We start from the raw sequence: 20,344 nt of genomic DNA, 5'->3' as shown, positions 1-20,344 counted from the left end.
ACGAAGAGTCATCTTCAATGACTCTTCGTATAAGATGAGCGTCTATATTATTTGGCGCGTCCGAGGCATGGGATCTGTCGCCTCTCCTCCCATTTCCCCATTCTATCTGCACTCGCTGCATCGAACTGGCAGAACCGGGTCGGCCCGCGTTCAATTCAGTTTGAATAAAGCGAGGAGGCAGACATCAAATGTTGCAATCTCCTTACCTCGGCTAGAGCACCTGAAATTCGTCAATCCACATCAATTGATCTTTCGCAAATCATATTGCCTAAGTATGAACTAACTGGTACAAACATATTAACGACGGAGGTTGGGCGCGAGGAGAGAGCGCCACGACCCGCGGAAAATAAAGGGAACGTGCCTGCCTTTCGGCTTGCATGGGGAGCTTTAAAGCCTTGTCAGTCAAGGCTTAGACAATGCCTGGGAGGGAAAATGGGTTACACTCTCGACTTTTCGGTTGTGATCGAGCGATTGCCGGAATTGATCCTGGCATGCCTGGCAACCATTGGTCTTGCCATCGCCGGCATGTCCATCGCAACCATCATCGGCATTTTCGGCGTTGTTGCGCGCCGGTCACCTTCCCGCCTCCTGAGAAGTGCCACGATCGGATTTGTTGAGTTGATCCGCAATACGCCCTTCCTTGTCCAGATCTTCTTCATTTTCTTCGCTCTTCCGCAAATCGGTGTTCGGCTCAACCCGACCGTCACGGCAATTGTCGCTCTCGGCCTGAATGGCGGCGCCTATGCCATTGAGATCATTCGCGGCGGCGTGGACTCCATTGGCAAGGGGCAGGTGGAGGCGGGTCTTGCGCTCGGCCTGCACCGGGCACAAATCCTGCGCCACATCATTCTCAAGCCAGCTTTGCGGGCTGTCTACCCATCGCTCACCAGCCAGTTCGTCATGCTGACGCTGACGACCTCGGTCTGTACGTCAATTGCAGCTTACGAATTAACGTCCGTTGCCCAGAAAATCGAGGCGGATACGTTCCGGTCCTTCGAAGTCTATTTCTCGATCACCCTGCTTTACCTGGTGATTTCCTCGCTGATGATGGGGGCTTTTGCGCTCATTTCCCGCATTTTCTTCAGTTACCCGGTAAAGTGAGGCGAAGACGATGGCTTCTATCGGACCCAATGAACTGTTCTTCCTACTGCAAGGTTTGAAATGGACGCTGGCGTTGACCGCCATCGGCTTTGTCGGCGGCGGATTCTTTGGCCTTTGCGTCGCTTTGGCCCGGGTGGCCGAGAGCGCAACCCTGCGCAAGGCGACCGCTGGCTATATCGCTGTCTTCCAAGGCACGCCGCTGCTGATGCAGCTCTTCGTCGTCTATTACGGTGTTGCGTTGCTTGGCCTCGACGTGGATGCCTGGATCGCCGTCGCCATTGCCTTCACGCTGCATGCCAGCGCCTTCCTGGGCGACATCTGGCGCGGCGGCATTCAGGCGGTTCCCAAGGGGCAAACGGAAGCCGCCAAGGCGCTCGGCCTGCATTACGGATCGATCATGAAGGACGTGGTGCTGCCGCAGGCTTTCAAAGTCTCCCTGCCCGCCACCATCGGGTTTCTGGTACAATTGATCAAAGGGACCTCGCTCGCCGCCATTGTCGGCTTCGTGGAACTGTCGCGGGCGGGGCAGATCGTCTCCAACCAGACATTCCGTCCGCTGACGGTCTTTGCCATCGTCGGCATCATCTATTTCCTGATTTGCTGGCCGCTCTCTCTCTGGGGCGCCAGAAAAGAGAAACGGCTGCAAGCCGCCGCCCGGTAACGTTTGCCAGACGACGTGTAGAAACCGGCTTTCCTCAATACAAAAACGAAAACAAGGAAAGCACAACAAAAGACGACATCAGGTTTGGTGCCAAGCACCACTCTCATCAGCTTTGTAAGGAGGAGCAAATGATGAAATCCATGACAATGACAATCAAGCGCCGCACAGCGCTCGCCCTGATCGCGGCAGCGGCGGCCATGCCGCTCGTCGCCCCCGCCACGGCCTTCGCCGGGACGCTGGAACAGGCCAAGGCCAAAGGCAAAGTGGTGATCGGCATTCAGGGCGACAATTCGCCTTGGGGCTTTGTCAATTCCAGCGGCGTGCAGGACGGCCTGGATGCCGATATCGGCAAGGCTTATGCGGACTATCTCGGCGTCAAGGCCGAATTCGTACCGCTGGCCGTGGCCAACCGCATTCCAGCCCTAATGACCGGCAAGGTCGATATCCTGTTTGCCACCATGGGCATGACCGCCGACCGCGCCAAGACCATCCAGTTCTCCAAGCCCTATGCCGGCAACGTCTTGTCGGTCTACGGACCGAAGGACAAGAAGATCGGCAGCTATGACGATCTGACCGGCGTTTCCGTCGGCGTGCCGAAATCCAGCGCCATGGATACCGCCATCACCGCTGGCGCAGGCACCAAGGCAAGCATCCTGCGTTTCGATGATGACGCAGCAAACATCCAGGCTCTGATTTCAGGTCAGGTCGAAGCCGTCGGTGGCAACCAGTTCTATGGCGATCGGCTGAACGCTGCCGCTGCGGGCAAGTATGAAACGAAATTCGACCTTGTCACGCTCTATAACGGCGCCGGAATGCGTCCGGGCGAGAAGGACTGGAACGAAAGCATCAACAGTTTCATCGACAAGATCAAGGCCGATGGCCAACTGGCAAAGATCTACGCCAAGTGGATGAAGCGCGATGTTCCGGCGTTCCCGGATTCGCTTCCGGACATCCCGTTCACCGCGAAGTAATGGAGAGGCTTCCATGCAACAATCCACCGCACAGGTTCCACTGATCGCACTTGAAGGCGTTGGAAAGTGGTATGGAGCCTACCACGCGCTGAAAGACATCAACCTGACAGTCCGCAAAGGCGAAAAAATCGTCCTTTGCGGGCCATCCGGTTCCGGAAAATCGACATTGATCCGCTGCATAAACCATCTGGAGGAAATCCAGGAAGGCAAGATCACCGTCGAAGGCACCACGCTCACCAGCGCGAGCCGCACCATCGACGCAGTACGCCGCGAGGTTGGCATGGTATTCCAGAGCTTCAACCTGTTTCCGCACATGACGATCCTGGAAAACTGCACCCTTGCCCCAATGCGGGTGAAGGGGCTTCAGAAGCCACAGGCCGAAGAGGTCGCCCGCAAATATCTGGATCGTGTTCACATTCTGGACCAGGCGGACAAATATCCCGCCCAGCTTTCCGGTGGTCAGCAGCAACGCGTCGCTATTGCGCGCGCACTTTGCATGGAACCGAAGGCGATGTTGTTCGATGAGCCCACCTCGGCTCTTGACCCGGAAATGGTCAAGGAAGTGCTGGATACGATGATCGGTCTTGCCCGCGACGGTATGACGATGATCTGCGTCACCCATGAAATGGGCTTTGCCCGTCAGGTTGCAGATCGTGTCGTGTTCATGGCCTCCGCGCAGATCATTGAGGAAGGACCACCGGAAGAATTCTTCCGCAATCCGCAGCATCAGCGCACCCGCACCTTCCTGGGCGAAATTCTCGCCCATCACTGAGCGGGACTGCCGCAGAGATAACGTAACAGGCAGGTAAGAGCTTTCACCAGACCGCCCAAGTGGACGCAATCATGACAGAAAAACCCATTCTTCACGTCGGCCTGATTGGTACCGATATCCAGCTCTCCAAATCCCCTGCCATGCATATGCGCGAAGGGGCGGCCCATGGGCTGGATTATCGCTACGAATTGATCGACATTCATGTGCGCAACCTGCCGGAAAGCGCGCTGCCTGACCTGCTGGACGAGTGCCAGACACGCGGATTTGCTGGCACCAATATCACTCACCCGTTCAAGCAGGCAGTCATCCCCTTTCTTGATGATCTCTCGGAAGATGCCCGTATGCTGGGTGCAGTGAATACGGTGGTCTTCAGGAATGGCAAGCGGATCGGCCATAATACTGACTGGTCAGGCTTCTACGAAAGCTTCCGACGCGGCCTGCCGGATGTACGATTGAAGCGGGCATTGCTGATCGGCGCAGGCGGTGCGGGGGTGGCCGTTGCCCATGCCGCGCTGAAATTGGGGATCGAACAGTTGGACATTTTCGACCAGGACCGTACAAGAGCCGAAGGACTGGCAGCGGCGCTCAATGCACGCTTCAGTGAAGGACGCGCCCATGCTGTCACCGATCCAAGCCAGTCCTTAGCCGAGGCCGATGGCCTTATTCATGCCACCCCGGTCGGCATGCCGGCTCATCCGGGACTGCCGGTCGCCGCGGATCTGATCGAGCCGCGCCATTGGGTTGCCGACATCGTCTATATGCCCCTCGTCACCGAACTGATCGCAACAGCGCGCGACAAGGCCTGCCAAACACTGCCCGGCGGCGGGATGGCCGTGTTTCAGGCAGTCGGCGCTTTCCGTCTGTTCTGCGGCTACGAGCCGGATGCCGAGCGTATGAGCGCCCATTTCACTGAACTTTGTGTTTCGGAGGCAGCCGCATGAGCCTGTTTTTCATCCTGAACGGTCCAAACCTCAACCTTCTCGGCCAACGTCAGCCTGAAATTTACGGTCACGAAACCCTTGTCGATGTCGAGGACAATTGCCGGGCGGTTGCCGAAACGGCAGGACATTCGATCTTTTTCGCGCAAAGCAACCGGGAATATGAGATCATCGACTGGGTCCACGAGGCGCGCGGCAAGGCGGCTGGAATCGTCATCAATCCCGGCGCCTTCACCCATACGTCGGTTGCGATCCTCGACGCCCTCAACACTTTTGAGGCGCCGGTCATCGAAGTGCATATTTCCAACATTCACAAGCGGGAGGTGTTCCGGCATCACTCCTACGTTTCAACGCGGGCGGAGGGCGTCATCGCGGGACTGGGCATCGAGGGCTATGAAATGGCATTGCGCCATCTTATCGGCCGCGTTGCTCGATCGGGCTGATATGCTCGGCACGCAGCACATAGCGCAGGACCATGTCGGCCACGTGACGCGACAGGGTCTCCTGGCCGTCTGCCGTAAACAGCGCATTACCGAAAATCACGGAGAAACTGGCCGCGTTCGACACATTGAAAAACGACAGCGCGCTGATCTGCCAGTGCAATTCAAGCGGGTCGATGCCCTGCCGGAACAGTCCCTGCTCCTGCCCGCGAAGCAAAACGCCGTGCAGGGCCTCGATAGCCGGTTGGTTAAGACCCCTGATGGTCTCGGACAATTGCATATGGCGACCGTGATGAATATTCTCGATGATCACCATGCGGATGAAGGCAGGGTTGCGGCGGTGATGGTCGAAGGTGAAGCGACAGAGCTTGTCGAGGGCGGCGATAGGATCGAGCCCTTCCAGCTCCAGGTCCATTTCTCCGCCGCGCACCTTGCCATAGGCTTCCTCCAGAACCCGCTGGTAAAGCCCTTCCTTGTCGCCGAAATAATAATAGATCATCCGCTTGGACGTGCGGGTTCTGGCGGCAATCTCGTCAATGCGTGCGCCAGACAGGCCGTTTTGCGAAAACTCTTCCATCGCCACCGACAGAATATCGCGGCGCACGCCTTCGGGGTCCCGTTTGGCCGGGTCCCGTTTGCCAGACTCCCCTTTGACTGGGCGAGCCTCTGTACTGTCTCGCGTGGTTGCGTCCCGTTTCATCATCCATCCGCCGCCAGGCCGCAGCGCCAGGCTCTACTTCTTAACCAAGCAGTACATAAAGCCGGAAAGGAAGCAATATGGCAAGCCCAGACAAAAGCGACCGGACGAGCACCCATTCACACCCCGGGACAGTAACCATGCGGACATCGATTGCAACCGTATCGATCAGTGGGGAATTTCCGGAAAAGCTGGCAGCCATTGCCAAGGCAGGCTTCAGCGGTGTCGAAATTTTCGAGAACGACTTCCTGACCTATGACGCCTCCCCCCGGGATGTGGCGAAAATGGTCGCCGACCATGGTCTCGACATCACCCTGTTCCAGCCCTTCCGCGATTTCGAAGGCATGCCGGAACTGCACCGCGCCCGCGCTTTTGAGCGGGCCGAGCGCAAATTCGAGATCATGGATGAGCTTGGCACCGACCTGATGCTGATCTGCTCAAATGTCTCTCCCATCTCGCTGGGCGGCATCGACCGGGCCGCCGCCGATTTCCAGGAACTGGGCGAACGCGCCGCAAAGCATGGAGTCCGCGTTGGCTACGAGGCGCTCGCCTGGGGCCGTCACGTCAACGATCACAGGGATGCCTGGGAAGTGGTCCGCCGGGCCAACCATGCCAATGTCGGCCTGATCCTTGATAGTTTTCACACCCTGTCGCGCAAGATCGATCCAAACTCGATCCGTTCCATTCCCGGCGACAAGATCTTCATCGTCCAACTGGCGGATGCGCCGCTGTTTGACATGGATCTGCTCTACTGGAGCCGCCATTTCCGCAACATGCCCTGCGAAGGCGATCTGCCGGTGGTCGATTTCATGCGCGCTGTGGCCGCCACAGGCTATACCGGGCCGCTATCCCTGGAGATTTTCAACGACCAGTTCCGGGGAGGCTCACCGCGAGCCATTGCCGAGGACGGCCACCGCTCGCTGGTGTACCTGATGGACCAAGTCCAACGCCTCGAACCCGATATCCGGCTCAGCGCCCCGGCCATGCCAGCGCCTGTCGAAACCCAGGGCGTCGAATTCGTGGAATTTGCGACGTCTGTCGAGGAAAAGCAGGATCTGGCGGCATTTTTAGCGACGCTCGGCTTTTCGAAAACTGCGACCCATCGCAACAGGGATCTTGACCTCTACACCCAGGGCGACATCCGCATTCTCATCAATACCGATACAACAAACAACAGTTTTGCCGGCGCGTCCTACGCAATCCACGGCACAAGTGCCTACGCCTTCGGCATGAAGGTGGGGCACGCCGAGGACGCCTTGAAGCGCGCCACGGCGCTTGGGGCAACGAGCTTTTCCGAGCCCCGAAAACCCGGCGAAGTACCCGTGCCCGCCATTCAAGGGGTGAGCAATGGCGTCATTTATTTCCTTGATGACACGCCTGCCCTGTCCGGCATCTGGAAACAGGAATTCAAAGACGTCGACGCTGACAAGGCTCCGGCCAACACCGGCCTGACCCGTATCGACCATCTCGCCCAGACAACCCGCTATGACGAGATGCTGACATGCCTGCTGTTTTACGGCTCGATCTTCGCCACGCGGCGCACACCCATGGTCGATGTGGTCGATCCAGGCGGCCTGGTGCGCAGCCAGGCGATCGAAAGCAAACCAGATCCTCGTTTCAGGGTGACCTTGAACGGCGCGGATAACCGGAAAACCGTCGCCGGAAAGTTTCTCGAAGAAGGCTTCGGCACCAGCATCCAGCATATCGCCCTGGCGACTGACGATATCTTCGCGACGGCGCAGGCACTCTCAGCCTGCGGTTTCCAGGCGCTGACCATCTCGCGCAACTATTATGACGATCTGGAAGCCCGCTTCGGTCTGGAACCGGATTTTGCCGATGCACTACGTTCGGCCAGCATCCTTTATGACCGCGACGATAATGGCGAGTATTTCCAGATCTATAGCCGCACCTTCGGTGAGGGCTTTTTCTTCGAAATCGTCGAGAGGCGCGGCGCCTATGGTGGTTATGGTGCGATGAACGCCCCGTTCCGTATAGCAGCACAAAGACGGCAACTGCGCCCGGATGGCGTTCCCAGATAACAATGACTGCCGTCATCGCTGGCTAGAGCATCGTGAAGAAAATCAGAATCAGCACGATGCTCTAATGCGTCACGGCCAGCATATCTTCGATCTCGGTCCAATCCTGGAGCAAGCTTTCACGCGAACCGCTGACGCGGACTTGGCCGCGTTCGATAACCATGCCCTGTTCGGCGATTTCAAGCGCCAGTTTGGCATGTTGCTCAACGATGATCATCGACATTTCGCTTTCCTTGCGAAGCTTGATCAGCGCTTCAAGCAGCATATCGACAATAACCGGCGCTAAGCCCTCAAAAGGTTCATCCAGCAGGAGGCAGGTCGGCTGGCTCATCAACGCACGGCCTATCGCCAACATCTGCTGCTCTCCGCCAGAAAGCTGATTGCCACCATTTTTCCGCCGTTCGGCAAGACGGGGGAAAAGGTCGTAGACCCGCTCCATCGTCCATCCCCGGCGAAGATCGGCAATGCGCAGGTTTTCCTCGACGCTCAAGGTGGCAAAAATCTGCCGCTCCTGCGGCACGAAGCCTATGCCAAGCCGGCAGCGTTGGCTTGGAGAAAACCCGCCGATTTCCGCAGAGTTGAAGCGAATGCTGCCTTCCTTGAGCGGCAAGCGCCCGGCAATGGTGCAGAGCAGTGTAGTTTTGCCAGCGCCATTGCGCCCAAGCAGCGCCAGCCCGCCGCCCATGGGCAGGGTCAGGTCAATGCCATTGATAATGCGGGTCGGGCCGTAACCGCTGACGACGTTTCGGATTTCGAGCAGGTCTGCGGTCATGAACGGTTCCCCAGATAAGCGGCACGGACATTGGCGTCATGGCGAATTTCCTCTGGCGTGCCACGCGCGATGATGGTTCCCTCGGCCAAGACCGTGATCTCCCGTGCGAAGCGGAAAACCAGCGGCATATCGTGCTCGATCAGCAAGACGGCAACATCGGCTGGCAATTCATCGAGAATAGTGAGGATCACCTCATGATCCGCCGCAGGCAGTCCAGCAGCAGGCTCATCCAGCAGCAGCACTTTCGGGCGCAGGGCCATGGCGACCGCCAGTTCCACGAGGCGCTGCTGGCCATAGGCCAGATCGCGCACCGGAACGTGCGGGACATTGGCAAGGCGCATACGGCTGGCAATCTCTTCTGCTTCCGCGACCACTTTTGCCGGGAAGCCATGATGCCCTGCCATCGAAAACCCAAAGCCTTCACGTTCGCCAATCGCAAGCGCGATATTTTCAAGGGCTGTGAATGACGTAAACAGATTGGTGACCTGGAAGTTGCGAACCAATCCCAGCCCAACGCGCTTGTGCTGCGCCATGCCCTTGAGGTCGATACCATCGAGAAATATCGCCCCCTTGCGTGGGGTCAGTCTGCCAGTAATGAGATTGATCAGCGTCGTCTTGCCAGCACCGTTTGGCCCGATCAATGCGTGGCGTGCGCCCTTCTCAAGCACGAGCGACACATTATTGGTGACCACCAGTCCACCGAATTGCAAGGTAAGGTTTTCAAGCTGCAAAGCGCTCATCGACCGATCCTTCCGCGCAGTTGAGCCAAAATCCGCGTAATGCCCCCTGGTGCGAACAGAACGAGCACCACGAGGATAATCCCCAGCCAGAGCTGCCACATGACAGGATTGTCTTTCGACAAGATGTCCTGGGCAACGAGATAGACAGCAGGTCCAATAATCGCGCCGTAAAGCCGCCCTGAGCCACCAAGCGCCAACATGACAAGAATAGTTGCCGACAGTTCGAAACTCATATCCTTCAGGCCAACGAACTGATTGACCTCGGCTTGCAGAGCACCGGCAAGCCCGGCCAGCAAGCAGGAAATGACGAAGATCAGCAAGGTGCGTGGCCGGACCGCGATGCCGATGGCAGCGGCGCGACCGGGATTGTCGCGGATCGCCATGATCGATTGTCCGAAAGGCGAATGGACCAGTCGGCGCACCCCAAGCCAGACAAGCAGAAAGACCAGGGCCGAGAACCAATAACCGACCTGACCGAGCAGATCGAATTCGTAAAGGCCGAAAACCGGCCAGGTCTCCATGCCAACCAAGCCATCGACGCCTCCGGTCAGCCAGGTCGCCTTGTTGGCGATCTCGCCAAACAGAAACACCGTGCAAAGCGTCAGCATCAGCAATGTGAAGCGTGCCGTGCGTAGAACAATGGCTCCAACCACCGCGCCTACCAGCCCGGCTGCCATGGCACCGATCAACAGGCCGCTCAATGGCTCGCCCCAGCCGTATTTTGAGGCAATGCCGGTGGCATAGGCACCAACCCCGAAAAAGGCGGCGTGGCCCAGCGTGACAATCCCGGCATAGCCGACCAGGAGATCGAGGGACACGGCGAAGATAACGGTGATCAGGATTTGCGAACCGAGCGCGTAATAATCATCGCCAAGCAGCGGCACCAGCGCCAACGCAAGGACGATCAGGCCATCAGCCGGATTAAAACCATGCTTGCGGCGCAGGAAGCCGGTAAACGTCGATGGTGGAGCGACAAGAGTGGAGCGATCTGACATTTTCAATCTTCATACCCTTCCAAACAGCCCGCGCGGCCTGACCAGCAGCAGGATGAAGACGAGGAGAAACAACATGACGGTGCCAAAAGCCGGCACATAATAGGCCGAAACGGTTTGGACGGTGCCAACCAGAAGGGCTGCAACGAAAGAGCCTCGCAACGTGCCAAGCCCCGCCACAGCCACGACGATTTGAACATAAACGAGGATATCAAAGGCATAGGACGGATTGAGCCCGAAGACATCAGCTCCCAGCATACCGCCCAGGGCCGCGAGCGCGCCCCCAAAGGCGAAGGTCGCCATGAACACATGTTTGGTGCGAATGCCGATCGATTCTGCCATACCCCGGTTTTCAACGGAGGCCCGGATGATGGCGCCGATCCGGCTGCGTTCAAGCACAAACAGAATGAATGCGGCAGTCAGGATACCGATACCGATCACAACCAGCTTGTAGAGATAGAATGAGAAAGGCCCCACCGTCAGATTTTGCGCCAAAAACTCGGGAATGACGACGGGGCGCATCAGCGGCCCGAAAAACAACCGCGCCAGCGCACCGACGATGAAGATCAATCCGATGCAGAAGAGAACCTGATCTAGCTCAGACCGACCGTAAAGTCGTGCATAGAGCAGCTTTTCCGCCACCGCCGCCAGAAGCGCAACAGCAAGGGGCGCGCAGATCACCATGAGCGGCCAGGGCAGGCCCCAGGCGCTGATCGCGGTGGCCGCTATATAGCCACCGGCCATGGCGAAAACGCCGTGCGCCAGATTGACGAAACCCATCAGACCGAGGGTTACCGACAGGCCGACGGATATGAGGTAAAGCACGCTTGCATAGGCAAGCGACTGGAACGCAACTTCCACCAGTGTCATGACAAGCCTCCTCCCTGTCATCCGGCAATATTGCGGGATGACTCCGAGAGTCCGTCAGGTTCAAATCGAACCACACAGACTCTCGTCTCCATTGTTTTCGTTTGTCTTTTCGGGAAAACGGGTTCCACTTCCCCAGACAAACGCTATCCGGACGTTCTGAGCGACCAGAGATCAGAGAGGATGCTCAACCTTCCAGGGGTCTTTGACGGCTGGAATGGTTTCGAGTTCCACATTGGCAAGCTCGCCGTTCTTCTCGCGCACTTCACGGATGTAGATATTCTGCACAATGTCGCGCGTCTCGGGGTCAATCGAAATTGGCCCACGCGGGCTTTGCTCAGCCTTGAAGGTCTTCATAGCGGCCATGGCACCGGCGGCATCGGAAGCGCCCTTGGTCGCAGCAATGGCCGAGCAGATCAGATGCATGCCATCATAGGCGCCAACGGCCATATAATTGGGCCGGACGGGCATGAACGTATAGGCCTTCTTCCAGGCCTCGACAAAAGCGACATTGGCGGGGCGATCACCGGCCATGCTATATTGGCCAGCGGTGAGGACGCCGAGTGCTGCTGCGCCGATATTCGGCAATTCCTCGTCGCTTGTCAGGTCTCCCGGACCAATCAACTGAATGCCAGCGCCGCGCAAATCCGCTTCCTGATAGGCCCGCATGAATGCGGAGGCCTGCACACCGCCGGGATGGAATGCAAAGACCACATCCGGCTTCTCCTGCTTGGCTGCGAGCAGAAAGGGGACGAAATTTGTGCTCTGGATCGGCATTTTCACCGAGGCGATAATGGTTCCCCCTTTGGATGTGAAGCCTTTCGTAAACGCTTCTTCTGCATCGTGGCCAGGGGCAAAATCCGTGGTCAGCAGGTAGGCTCGCTTGAAACCGCGCTTGGCCGCCGCCCATTCGCCCAACGGCTGGTTCACCTGCCAATGGGTAAAGGCCGTGCGCACATACCAGGGCGCAAGCTGGGTGGTATTGGCGCCCGCCGCATTGAACAAGACGCAGGGCATCTTGGCCTTCATCAACAATGGAGCCACAGCATTGGCATTGGGCGTCCACTGGAAGCCGCCAAGATATTGCACCTTGTCACGCGTCACCAGTTCTTGAACCAGTCGTTTGGCCACATCCGGATTGGCACCGCCGTCGTCGCGGATGACCAGTTCGACCGGAATATCCCCCAGCACCGCCTTGCCCTCGGTCTCCAGGTAGAGTTTCGCCGCATTGGCCATGATTTGCCCGCTCGATGCGAACGGGCCCGACATGGTCAATACCAGCCCGATCTTGATCGGCTGGCTGGCGGCTCGTCCCTGCCCGGCCCAACCAGCCAATGGCGCAGCAGCCAGCAACCCAAGGGCACCTCGGCGTGTAAACTTCAGTTCGGTCATCATAGTGCTCCTCCACCAATGATCGTCAATTGTGCCTCCCCCTTTGGCTAGCCCTCGAAAAACGACAGCGCAAAAGGCACGACGCTACCGACAAATCCGGAAAACAGACCCGATCGAAGGCAAAATTGTTCAATGAACTGATGATGCTAGATCGCGAGCCCTGCGCTGATAGCGGCACGGCATGTCCTGCAGATTTGAGCGTAGTCTTTCTTGTCGCCGCGAACTTCTTCTGACGTGTCTGACGACATTTCCCGATGTCCCAGGCTCTCCACGACGACAAGAACGATTATTATCAATTCCTGCGCTTTATCAAGTTTATTATCATAAAATCTAATAAAATTTCATTTTTAAAATTTTAATTATCATTTTATGATATTTTATAACTAACTGCGGAGATATGAAGAGCAGTATTCTTATTGCCTGAATTGGCGAACTTCTGCGGCAAACACCATGCTCTCCACACGAGCGCTCAACAACAGGCTGATGCGCCGGTATCTTGCAGATTGGCTCTCCGATAAACGCTAGGATGCCGCAGCCAAAGAGTTCTTCACTTCTGCCCGGATCACCGAGCGTGGACCAAGCATCCCCAACTTTTCCACCAGATGCAGGGCTTCAGCGATAGGCGTGGCTGCCGCTATATATCGGTCACGGCGCAGCAAGAGGACATGGCCAAGATAGGATTTCATCGGGCCGGAGCTGAACAGCCGCCCGACATCCCGGTGAACCGGGAAAATGCCGTCGATGGGATTCATCCATTCAGGGGTCAAGCCGACCACGGTCGCACCCGCTGCCTCCAGAGCCCTGATGACATCAACGGACAAAGCACGGTCAGGGAACTCATCAAAGACCAGAGCAACAGGTCCATCCGGCAAGACGCGGTCAAGCAATACGCGGTGCCGGTGGCTGTCTTCCACCACGGGCTGCGGCACCAGGCGCCCCACCATGGTTTCCTTCTCCGGTCTGGAGTCGGGCCATAGAAGTCCCTGGCGAAAGCGTGGCTTTGGCTTGTAGCGCATTTGGGCGAAATAATCACGGACAGGCGGATAGAGCCCAAGGATACGAAAAGCTGCCCTGGTCAAAAGGGCCTTGATGCCATTTTCCGGCATCATGACCTGCCCCATGCGCAGCGCCAATGCAATCATTTCCCAGGCATGCGGCCGCCGCTCAATCTCGTAGCTATCCAGGAAATCGGACGGCATATCGCCACGCAATGCTTCCGCCAGTTTCCAGGCCAGATTATGCGCATCACGCAGGCCGCTATTCATTCCCTGCCCCGCAAATGGAGGCGTCAAATGCGCGGCATCACCGGCGAGAAAGATATTGCCGTCCCGCCAGCGATCAGCCAGACGGGCATGGAATGTATAGACCCGCACGCGGCGAAATTCACAATCCCGGTCAGGTCCAACACGCTCCAGAAGGCCACGGACAAAGGCCTCCTCAGTCGCGCCCTTCTCGTCCTCATTGGTATGCAGCATGAATTCGTAACGACGGATATTGTCCGGACCAGGCAGCGATATGCACGGGCGAGCAGGATCGCAATGGACCTGCGTATGACGAAAACGATTTTCCGTCCGGACCAGGTCGACAATCAGCCACCGCTCCACAAAGGTGGAGCCGACAAGATGGACGCCGAGTTTTCCACGTGTCGGGGAACGTCCTCCGTCACTGGCGACCATATAGCGGGCCCGGATGACGCGAGTTCCTTTCGCCGCATGGGCAATTTCCACGGTAACGGAATCCGCATTCTGGGAAAATGTTTGCATATCCCAGCCGAAAAACTGGATCACATTGGGATAACGGGCAAGCCCCTCGCGCAAAAGCGCTTCCAATTCCGGCTGTTGAAATGCATTGCGCTTGTCGAAACCGTAATCGCGCGACGTCGGCTCCACCGTCAGAAACAACTCGCCAGCCGGCGAAAGATAACGCGAGCCATAGCCGCGCACCACGATTTTCTCTACCGCGTCCTCCAACCCGATAGCTTGCATGGTTCGCATCGACTCGTCGTCGATGGACACGGCACGCGGCTCCTGAACCGTGGTCAGGTTGCGCTCGACAAGCGCCACCGACACACCCATGCCACCCAGAAGATTAGCCAGGGTCAGTCCGGTTGGACCCGCCCCGACAATGACGACCTCGACTTCGGTCTCAAGTTCCTCGGCGTTCATCAGGCCCTCCTCTCCACGCTGAATGTTACAGCGCCCGCATCGTGTTCTGTCTATTAAACTTCACTGCAACACCCTACAAATACAGTGTTTTTCGTCCCTGGGTCCGAATGAACCCAGGGCGCCATGCTGTAGATGGGTGGCGCAGTCCTCCCGCCCCGCGCCCCAGGGCCGTGCTGCTAAGGGCTGCGCTGTTCAGGGCTCCGTGCCGACAGCGTTGACCAGCAAACCAACGCCGGGAATATCCACTTCGAAAACATCCCCCGCCTTCATGAACAGGGGCGGCTCCCGGCGATCTCCAACACCACCTGGCGTGCCCGTGAGGATCACGTCGCCGGGCTGCAACGGCGTGAAGTGCGAGCAATAGGAAATCAGCGTGGCGATGGGGAAGATCAGATCGGCCAGTGTCGCATCCTGCATCACCTGACCATTGAGACGGCCGGTGATTTTCAGCTTCGTGTAATCGCCAACTTCATCGGGGGTTACGAGCTGCGGTCCAAATGCGCCGGTTGCCGGGAAATTCTTGCCCGGCGTGAATTGGAACGTATGCCGCTGCCAATCACGGATGGTTGCATCGTTATAGCAGGTATAGCCAGCCACGTGATCGAGGGCATTTTCCTCGGCGATATAGCGTCCGCCGCGGCCGATGACGACAGCGAGTTCGGCTTCATAATCCAGATGATCCGATACCCGGGGCTTCAGGATTGGCTGGCGATGAGCGATCTGAGTGTCAGCGAAACGGGTGAAGATCGTCGGATATTTGGCGTCGGGCCGCTTGGTTTCCGCACGATGGGTTTCATAGTTCAAACCGACGCAGAGGATTTTGCCGGCATCCGGCACAACCGGCAGAAGCGCGATATCAGCCTCAGTAAACTCTGCTCGCCGCCCGGAGATATAATCCTGAGCGCTCTCGAGCAGACCGGCTTCGATGGCCTGCTTCAGCGTGACGACATCGGCGGCGAGCCTGCCGGTGAGATCAACGATACCGTTGTCGACGCGAACGCCGAAACCTGCCCGGCCAAGCCGGGTGTAACTTAAAAATTGCATGTCACTAATTCCTAGAATTGGTCTTGGAAGTGAGATCTGACAACCGTATCAGGAGCGAAGAATCGCCTCGCCCCATTTATTGAGCGTGCGCGGATGCTGCGGCCAATCCATCGTGTCACGATCGTAGATAACTTCCAGTTCAGCCGAGATCTCGATCCAATTGCCATCCGGATCCGTGATGAAAATGAAGAGATTGTTGCCAGGACCATGGCGACCTGGACCCCAGCTGAGCTGGATATCATGAGTTGCCAGATGATCGCACCAATCACGGATATAGTTCCATTCCCCAGCCTCGTAGGAATGGTGATCGACGCCAACGCGGCCCGGCGTATAGAAGCAGGCGATGGTATGATGCTCGTGATTGGAGGTCGTGAAGGCGGTGGCAAGCCGGCCATCTTCATGCAGCACGCGGTCTGTCAGCTGGAAACCCAGCTTGCCGACGTAAAAGTCAACAAATGCAGCCACATCCTCGGATGCATAGGTCAGATGCTGCGTTGGCCCCTGGATACCCTTGGCACCCGGCTTGTCTGGCTTGGCCACACCGAAGCACACCATACGTCCGTCGGGATCGCGAACCGCGAATGCACCATCTTCAAAATAGGGCGAAGGGCTGGCCAGCACCGCAATGCCTTCGGCATCGACCCGGGCCCGCAGAAGCGCAAGCCCTTCGGCATTGCGGCAAGCAAGTCCGGAATAAGCCAGTTTCTTATCTGTTCCAGCAACGGCGATGAAGCGGCGCTTTGGCCCTTCACAAATCCACTCGTCTCCAACCTTTTCGAGCTTCATGTCCATGGCATCGGCATAGAACCGCGCCAGACGCTCAGGATTGGAGCTTTCGAATGCAACGTGATGCAGGTACGCACCTGCTTGAACGGCTGTGAATGCCATTTGATCCTCCCTGATGATGTTTTTACAAATTATCGTTTTTTGATAATTATTCAATACGGAAAATTGATAAAATAAAAAATTTGATAAATACACACCCTATGGCGCATGAGCGCCATTCCTGCTGGAATTGACGGAACGCAACCATGCACAGCTATTGGAAGACATCAAAAGAAACGTGCGGACGACAGAGACCTGATATTTGCTGTTCCAAAACGTCAATATCACCATTGATCAATGGGCATCTCAGCTGTTGGCCGCAGGCACTTCATCCATGCCCCGGCAAAGAGAGGCATGCGGGTCTTCCGCAAAACCGGCTCTACTTTTCCTAAGGCAAATTCTGGGCTTTCAGAGGCCACGCACCAGGCTATCGGGGGAAATTTCGGCGATAGAACGCGCGCCGGTCAGCGTCATGGCAACCCGCATTTCCTTGGCGAAGAGATCGAGCAGATTTTCCACGCCTGCCTGCCCGGCGGCGGCCAATGCATAGACGAAAGCGCGTCCGATCAACACGCCATCGGCTCCCTGCGCTATCATCCGCACGACATCAAGACCCGAGCGAATGCCGGAATCGGCAAGAATCGTCAGGTCACCTTTGACCGCAGCGGCAATGGCTGGCAAGGCGCGGGCGGAAGAAAGGACGCCGTCCAGCTGGCGTCCGCCATGGTTGGAGACGATAATGCCATCGGCCCCAAAGCGCACGGCATCTTTCGCATCCTCCGGGTCGAGAATGCCCTTGATGATCATCGGTCCCTTCCAGAAATCCCGGATCCATTCGAGATCCTTCCAGCCAATCGAGGGGTCGAAATTTTCGCCGAGCCAGCCAACATAGTCGGCCAGATTGGTTTTTTGCTGGCGATAGGCCGAAACATTGCCAAGATCGTGCGGCTTTCCCAACAGGCCGACATCGATAGCCCATGTGGGGTGCATGACGGCCTGGATAATGCGGCGCAGAGAAGCATTCGGGCCGGACATGCCGGAATGGGCATCACGATAGCGGGCGCCAGGTACGGGCATGTCGACCGTGAACACCAGCTTGCGGATACCTGCCGCCCAGGCCCGCTCCAGCGCATTTTTCATGAAGCCGCGGTCCCGCAGCACGTAAAGCTGGAACCAGATGGGGCGGTCGATGGCCGCCTGCACCTCCTCGATCGGGCAGACGGACACCGTCGAAAGCGTCAGTGGAATGCCTTTTTTTTCCGCTGCGCGCGCAGCCTGCACTTCGCCGCGCCTTGCATACATGCCTGTCAATCCCACGGGCGCGAGAACGACCGGCATAGCCAGCTCTTCATCGAAAAGCCTCGTAGAAATATCAACTGTACCCACGCTTTTCAGCACCCGCTGACGCAGAGCCAGATCGGCAAGATCATCAATATTGCGACGCATCGTGTGCTCGCTATAGGCGCCGCCATCGATGTAATGAAACAGAAAGGGCGGCAGGCGTCGGCGGGCCGCCTCGCGATAATCAGTCGAGGACGAAATGATCATGATAGGTTTTCCCCTTGAAATTCGGGTCTTTGCAAAGCCTCTGAGGCTCGCTGCTCCCGCGCGCGGTTGTCCTCGATGACACGAAGGTTTTCCTCCACGAAGGCAAGGTGATCTGCCGCTGCCTTGCGGGCCTCATCCGGTCGACCGGCCAGGATGGTGTCCAGAATCAGGCCATGCTGGCGCTCTAACGCTGGCCCAAGGTCCGGCTGGCGATAGAACTGCATCAGGCTTTGCGCGATGCTCTGCTGTAAAAGCTCGGACAGTCCGGCGACAATCTGGCGCAGAACGACATTATGCGAGGCCTCGGCAATTGCCATGTGAAAAGCCGCATCGGCGCGCGCCTGGCTCTGCGGATTGCCGCCTTCCGCAGCACTCATCGCTGCAAAGGCCACTGTCATCCGCTCTTTGTCCAGATCCGTGGCCCGCAAGGCCGCGTAATAGGCAGCATCCGTATCGAGCGATTTTCGAATTTCCATCACATCGCGCCAATACCCCGCCTCGCCCTGAACCATCGGCAAAAGCGGCTCCAGCGCCCGTTCCAGCGATCGAGCGGCGTCCTCAATGGCGACGAAAGTGCCCCCACCCCGACGGCTGACGACGATCCCACGGCTGATCAACTGCTGGATTGCCTCCCGAAGCCGCGACCGTGAGACGTCAAGCTCCGCCGCCAGGCTGCGCTCCGGCGGCAGACGATCTCCCGGACTGAGCTTGCGCTCAGCAATCATGGCTTCGATGCGCCCGGTCAGCGACATTGGTAGAACCTTTTTGTTTTATTGGTCGTACCAAAACTCTACGAATTAAGCAATATTCGGATTAATGCTCAAATATCACGATTTTTTCACCAATTCATCAAAAATTGGTAGGACCAATTTTATGAGCAATCTCTTCAGAGGTCACGAATGCCCAATAAAAAGCCCCTACAGCGTCTGATCAGACGCTGTAGGGGCTTTGGCATGACTAGCTTGAAGCCTGCGTTTAAAGGCCTTCGGCAATCTCGAAAGCAGCTGTGGTCTTGGCCTGGACATCGGCCACGGTAACCTCAGGCGCCAGTTCCACCAGCCGGAACGTGCCAGCGCGATCAGACCGCACGAATACGCAGAGATCGGTGATGATCATGTCCACCACATTCAGCCCGGTCAGCGGCAGCGTGCATTCGGGAATGAACTTGGACTCGCCTGCCTTGGAGCAATGCTCCATGACAACGATGACCTTCTTGACACCGGCCACGAGATCCATCGCACCGCCCATGCCCTTGACCATCTTGCCGGGGACCATCCAATTGGCAATATCGCCATTGGCCGAGACCTCCATCGCGCCCAGCACCGTAAGGTCGATGTGGCCGCCACGGATCATTGCAAAACTGTCGGCGGACGAAAAATAGCTGGATGACGGCAATTCGCTGATCGTCTGCTTGCCGGCATTGATCAGATCAGCATCCTCTTCACCCTCAAAGGGAAACGGCCCGATCCCCAGCATTCCGTTTTCAGATTGCAGCGTCACTTCAACCCCAGGCGGAATGTGATTTGCCACAAGCGTCGGAATGCCGATGCCAAGATTGACATAGAAGCCGTCCTTGAGCTCTTTTGCGGCGCGTGCCGCCATCTCATCTCTGCTCCAGGACATCAGGCTGCTCCTCTTACTGTAACGGTGCGGAATTCAATCTTCTTGTCATAAGGTGAACCATTGATCATCCGACGCACATAAATGCCGGGAAGATGGATGGCATCGGGGTCGAGACTTCCGACCGGTACGATCTCCTCGACCTCCGCGACGCAGATCTTGCCGGATGTGGCCGCAGGCGCATTGAAATTGCGGGCCGTCTTGCGGAACATCAGATTGCCGGCCTCATCGGCGCGCCATCCCTTGATGATCGACAGATCGGCCCGGATACCGCGTTCCAGCAGATAGACTTCGCCATCGAAAATATGCGTTTCCTTGCCCTCGGCCACCTGAGTGCCGACGCCGGTTCGTGTGTAGAAGCCGGGAATACCGGCACCGCCAGCCCGCATGCGCTCGGCCAGCGTTCCCTGCGGGCAGAATTCGACTTCCAGTTCGCCGCTCAGAAATTGCCGCTCGAATTCCTTGTTTTCACCGACATAGGAGGAAATCATCTTTTTGACCTGGCGGGTGCGCAGAAGTTTTCCAAGCCCATGCCCATCGACGCCGGCATTGTTGGAGGCAATCGTCAAATCCTTGACCCCGGACGCGACAATCGCATCAATCAGGCGTTCGGGAATGCCGCAAAGCCCGAAACCACCGGCGCAAATCGTCATGCCATCGAACAACAATCCGTCCAAGGCCGCGCTTGCGTCACCATATATTTTCTTCATCTGTATCTCCCGCCTGAATAATCAGTCCTGAAACCTGTTTGAGCTGGCGCCTC

At 57.4% G+C, this 20,344-nt stretch carries 20 protein-coding genes; 7 read left to right on the top strand and 13 right to left on the bottom strand.

The window, feature by feature from the left end:
- Window positions 1-432 precede the first annotated feature (432 nt).
- The 6 genes from AVCG78_RS19245 to aroQ all read left to right on the top strand — a co-directional run bounded on the left by AVCG78_RS19245 (window position 433) and on the right by aroQ (window position 4,886).
- Window positions 433-1,101 carry an amino acid ABC transporter permease gene (locus AVCG78_RS19245; RefSeq protein ID WP_071205893.1) on the top strand — a complete coding sequence of 223 codons (669 nt, stop codon included), beginning with the start codon at window positions 433-435 and terminating at the stop codon, window positions 1,099-1,101.
- 10 nt (window positions 1,102-1,111) lie between these two features.
- Complete coding sequence (locus tag AVCG78_RS19240) at window positions 1,112-1,762, top strand: amino acid ABC transporter permease (RefSeq protein ID WP_087729978.1); 651 nt, start codon at window positions 1,112-1,114, stop codon at window positions 1,760-1,762.
- A gap of 131 nt (window positions 1,763-1,893) precedes the next feature.
- The gene (locus AVCG78_RS19235) at window positions 1,894-2,733 is read left to right on the top strand and encodes a transporter substrate-binding domain-containing protein (protein ID WP_156582621.1); all 840 of its coding nucleotides are present in this window, start codon (window positions 1,894-1,896) and stop codon (window positions 2,731-2,733) included.
- 13 nt (window positions 2,734-2,746) lie between these two features.
- Complete coding sequence (locus tag AVCG78_RS19230) at window positions 2,747-3,505, top strand: amino acid ABC transporter ATP-binding protein (RefSeq protein ID WP_071205889.1); 759 nt, start codon at window positions 2,747-2,749, stop codon at window positions 3,503-3,505.
- 71 nt (window positions 3,506-3,576) lie between these two features.
- A complete protein-coding gene (locus AVCG78_RS19225) occupies window positions 3,577-4,446 on the top strand; it encodes a shikimate dehydrogenase (protein ID WP_071206011.1) in 870 nt (289 codons plus the stop codon).
- Window positions 4,443-4,886 carry a type II 3-dehydroquinate dehydratase gene (gene aroQ, locus AVCG78_RS19220; RefSeq protein ID WP_071205888.1) on the top strand — a complete coding sequence of 148 codons (444 nt, stop codon included), beginning with the start codon at window positions 4,443-4,445 and terminating at the stop codon, window positions 4,884-4,886. The genes AVCG78_RS19225 and aroQ overlap by 4 nt, the downstream gene beginning before the upstream one ends.
- On the opposite strand, the gene AVCG78_RS19215 is transcribed toward aroQ, so the two are convergent.
- Window positions 4,858-5,583: a TetR/AcrR family transcriptional regulator gene (locus AVCG78_RS19215; RefSeq protein WP_071206013.1), complete on the bottom strand. Its 726-nt coding sequence runs from the start codon at window positions 5,581-5,583 to the stop codon at window positions 4,858-4,860. The two genes, aroQ and AVCG78_RS19215, sit on opposite strands and share 29 nt — an antisense overlap.
- Window positions 5,584-5,720: 137 nt before the next feature.
- On the opposite strand from AVCG78_RS19215, the gene AVCG78_RS19210 reads away from it, so the two are divergent.
- Window positions 5,721-7,619 carry a bifunctional sugar phosphate isomerase/epimerase/4-hydroxyphenylpyruvate dioxygenase family protein gene (locus AVCG78_RS19210; RefSeq protein ID WP_071206009.1) on the top strand — a complete coding sequence of 633 codons (1,899 nt, stop codon included), beginning with the start codon at window positions 5,721-5,723 and terminating at the stop codon, window positions 7,617-7,619.
- 61 nt (window positions 7,620-7,680) lie between these two features.
- Here the strand turns inward: AVCG78_RS19210 and AVCG78_RS19205 are convergent, their stop codons facing one another.
- The 12 genes from AVCG78_RS19205 to AVCG78_RS19150 all read right to left on the bottom strand — a co-directional run bounded on the left by AVCG78_RS19205 (window position 7,681) and on the right by AVCG78_RS19150 (window position 20,291).
- Entirely contained in the window at window positions 7,681-8,388 is a 708-nt protein-coding gene (locus tag AVCG78_RS19205; protein ID WP_071205886.1) for an ABC transporter ATP-binding protein, read from the bottom strand.
- Window positions 8,385-9,128, bottom strand: a complete 744-nt coding sequence (locus AVCG78_RS19200; RefSeq protein WP_012653812.1) for an ABC transporter ATP-binding protein — start codon at window positions 9,126-9,128, stop codon at window positions 8,385-8,387. Before AVCG78_RS19200 ends, AVCG78_RS19205 begins: the two co-directional genes overlap by 4 nt.
- Window positions 9,125-10,123 carry a branched-chain amino acid ABC transporter permease gene (locus AVCG78_RS19195; RefSeq protein WP_071205884.1) on the bottom strand — a complete coding sequence of 333 codons (999 nt, stop codon included), beginning with the start codon at window positions 10,121-10,123 and terminating at the stop codon, window positions 9,125-9,127. Before AVCG78_RS19195 ends, AVCG78_RS19200 begins: the two co-directional genes overlap by 4 nt.
- Window positions 10,124-10,132: 9 nt before the next feature.
- The gene (locus AVCG78_RS19190) at window positions 10,133-10,990 is read right to left on the bottom strand and encodes a branched-chain amino acid ABC transporter permease (protein ID WP_071205882.1); all 858 of its coding nucleotides are present in this window, start codon (window positions 10,988-10,990) and stop codon (window positions 10,133-10,135) included.
- Window positions 10,991-11,161: 171 nt separating this feature from the next.
- Window positions 11,162-12,382 (bottom strand): ABC transporter substrate-binding protein, encoded by a 1,221-nt coding sequence (locus AVCG78_RS19185; protein WP_071584462.1) that lies wholly within the window; start codon window positions 12,380-12,382, stop codon window positions 11,162-11,164.
- A 518-nt stretch (window positions 12,383-12,900) separates the two neighbouring features.
- A complete protein-coding gene (locus AVCG78_RS19180; protein WP_071204213.1) occupies window positions 12,901-14,544 on the bottom strand; it encodes a bifunctional 3-(3-hydroxy-phenyl)propionate/3-hydroxycinnamic acid hydroxylase in 1,644 nt (547 codons plus the stop codon).
- Between the two features lie 192 nt (window positions 14,545-14,736).
- Window positions 14,737-15,588: a fumarylacetoacetate hydrolase family protein gene (locus AVCG78_RS19175; protein WP_071204215.1), complete on the bottom strand. Its 852-nt coding sequence runs from the start codon at window positions 15,586-15,588 to the stop codon at window positions 14,737-14,739.
- A 48-nt stretch (window positions 15,589-15,636) separates the two neighbouring features.
- Window positions 15,637-16,476 carry a VOC family protein gene (locus AVCG78_RS19170; protein ID WP_071204217.1) on the bottom strand — a complete coding sequence of 280 codons (840 nt, stop codon included), beginning with the start codon at window positions 16,474-16,476 and terminating at the stop codon, window positions 15,637-15,639.
- Window positions 16,477-16,821: 345 nt separating this feature from the next.
- Window positions 16,822-17,961 (bottom strand): FMN-dependent L-lactate dehydrogenase LldD, encoded by a 1,140-nt coding sequence (gene lldD, locus AVCG78_RS19165; RefSeq protein WP_071204219.1) that lies wholly within the window; start codon window positions 17,959-17,961, stop codon window positions 16,822-16,824.
- On the bottom strand, window positions 17,958-18,713 hold the full coding sequence (locus tag AVCG78_RS19160; protein ID WP_012653804.1) for an FCD domain-containing protein: 756 nt from the start codon (window positions 18,711-18,713) through the stop codon (window positions 17,958-17,960). Before AVCG78_RS19160 ends, lldD begins: the two co-directional genes overlap by 4 nt.
- Window positions 18,714-18,936: 223 nt before the next feature.
- Window positions 18,937-19,584, bottom strand: coding sequence for a 3-oxoacid CoA-transferase subunit B (locus tag AVCG78_RS19155; RefSeq protein ID WP_012653803.1), 648 nt, complete (start codon window positions 19,582-19,584; stop codon window positions 18,937-18,939).
- Window positions 19,584-20,291: a CoA transferase subunit A gene (locus AVCG78_RS19150; RefSeq protein ID WP_012653802.1), complete on the bottom strand. Its 708-nt coding sequence runs from the start codon at window positions 20,289-20,291 to the stop codon at window positions 19,584-19,586. The genes AVCG78_RS19155 and AVCG78_RS19150 overlap by 1 nt, the downstream gene beginning before the upstream one ends.
- Between the last annotated feature and the right edge of the window lie 53 nt (window positions 20,292-20,344).

Origin of the sequence: Gillisella vitis, assembly GCF_021559775.1 — a bacterium.
Lineage (GTDB): Bacteria > Pseudomonadota > Alphaproteobacteria > Rhizobiales > Rhizobiaceae > Allorhizobium > Allorhizobium ampelinum.
The sequence above is the reverse complement of the archived record's forward strand: the minus strand, read 5'-3'. Positions and strand labels throughout refer to the sequence as shown.

Excerpts from the sequence above, each read along its gene's own strand:
- AVCG78_RS19245 (WP_071205893.1), top strand. The coding sequence starts at position 433 with ATGGGTTACACTCTCGACTTTTCGGTTGTGATCGAGCGATTGCCGGAA.
- AVCG78_RS19240 (WP_087729978.1), top strand. The coding sequence starts at position 1,112 with ATGGCTTCTATCGGACCCAATGAACTGTTCTTCCTACTGCAAGGTTTG.
- AVCG78_RS19235 (WP_156582621.1), top strand. The coding sequence starts at position 1,894 with ATGAAATCCATGACAATGACAATCAAGCGCCGCACAGCGCTCGCCCTG.
- AVCG78_RS19230 (WP_071205889.1), top strand. The coding sequence starts at position 2,747 with ATGCAACAATCCACCGCACAGGTTCCACTGATCGCACTTGAAGGCGTT.
- AVCG78_RS19225 (WP_071206011.1), top strand. The coding sequence starts at position 3,577 with ATGACAGAAAAACCCATTCTTCACGTCGGCCTGATTGGTACCGATATC.
- aroQ (WP_071205888.1), top strand. The coding sequence starts at position 4,443 with ATGAGCCTGTTTTTCATCCTGAACGGTCCAAACCTCAACCTTCTCGGC.
- AVCG78_RS19215 (WP_071206013.1), bottom strand. The coding sequence starts at position 5,583 with ATGAAACGGGACGCAACCACGCGAGACAGTACAGAGGCTCGCCCAGTC.
- AVCG78_RS19210 (WP_071206009.1), top strand. The coding sequence starts at position 5,721 with ATGCGGACATCGATTGCAACCGTATCGATCAGTGGGGAATTTCCGGAA.
- AVCG78_RS19205 (WP_071205886.1), bottom strand. The coding sequence starts at position 8,388 with ATGACCGCAGACCTGCTCGAAATCCGAAACGTCGTCAGCGGTTACGGC.
- AVCG78_RS19200 (WP_012653812.1), bottom strand. The coding sequence starts at position 9,128 with ATGAGCGCTTTGCAGCTTGAAAACCTTACCTTGCAATTCGGTGGACTG.
- AVCG78_RS19195 (WP_071205884.1), bottom strand. The coding sequence starts at position 10,123 with ATGTCAGATCGCTCCACTCTTGTCGCTCCACCATCGACGTTTACCGGC.
- AVCG78_RS19190 (WP_071205882.1), bottom strand. The coding sequence starts at position 10,990 with ATGACACTGGTGGAAGTTGCGTTCCAGTCGCTTGCCTATGCAAGCGTG.
- AVCG78_RS19185 (WP_071584462.1), bottom strand. The coding sequence starts at position 12,382 with ATGATGACCGAACTGAAGTTTACACGCCGAGGTGCCCTTGGGTTGCTG.
- AVCG78_RS19180 (WP_071204213.1), bottom strand. The coding sequence starts at position 14,544 with ATGAACGCCGAGGAACTTGAGACCGAAGTCGAGGTCGTCATTGTCGGG.
- AVCG78_RS19175 (WP_071204215.1), bottom strand. The coding sequence starts at position 15,588 with ATGCAATTTTTAAGTTACACCCGGCTTGGCCGGGCAGGTTTCGGCGTT.
- AVCG78_RS19170 (WP_071204217.1), bottom strand. The coding sequence starts at position 16,476 with ATGGCATTCACAGCCGTTCAAGCAGGTGCGTACCTGCATCACGTTGCA.
- lldD (WP_071204219.1), bottom strand. The coding sequence starts at position 17,961 with ATGATCATTTCGTCCTCGACTGATTATCGCGAGGCGGCCCGCCGACGC.
- AVCG78_RS19160 (WP_012653804.1), bottom strand. The coding sequence starts at position 18,713 with ATGTCGCTGACCGGGCGCATCGAAGCCATGATTGCTGAGCGCAAGCTC.
- AVCG78_RS19155 (WP_012653803.1), bottom strand. The coding sequence starts at position 19,584 with ATGTCCTGGAGCAGAGATGAGATGGCGGCACGCGCCGCAAAAGAGCTC.
- AVCG78_RS19150 (WP_012653802.1), bottom strand. The coding sequence starts at position 20,291 with ATGAAGAAAATATATGGTGACGCAAGCGCGGCCTTGGACGGATTGTTG.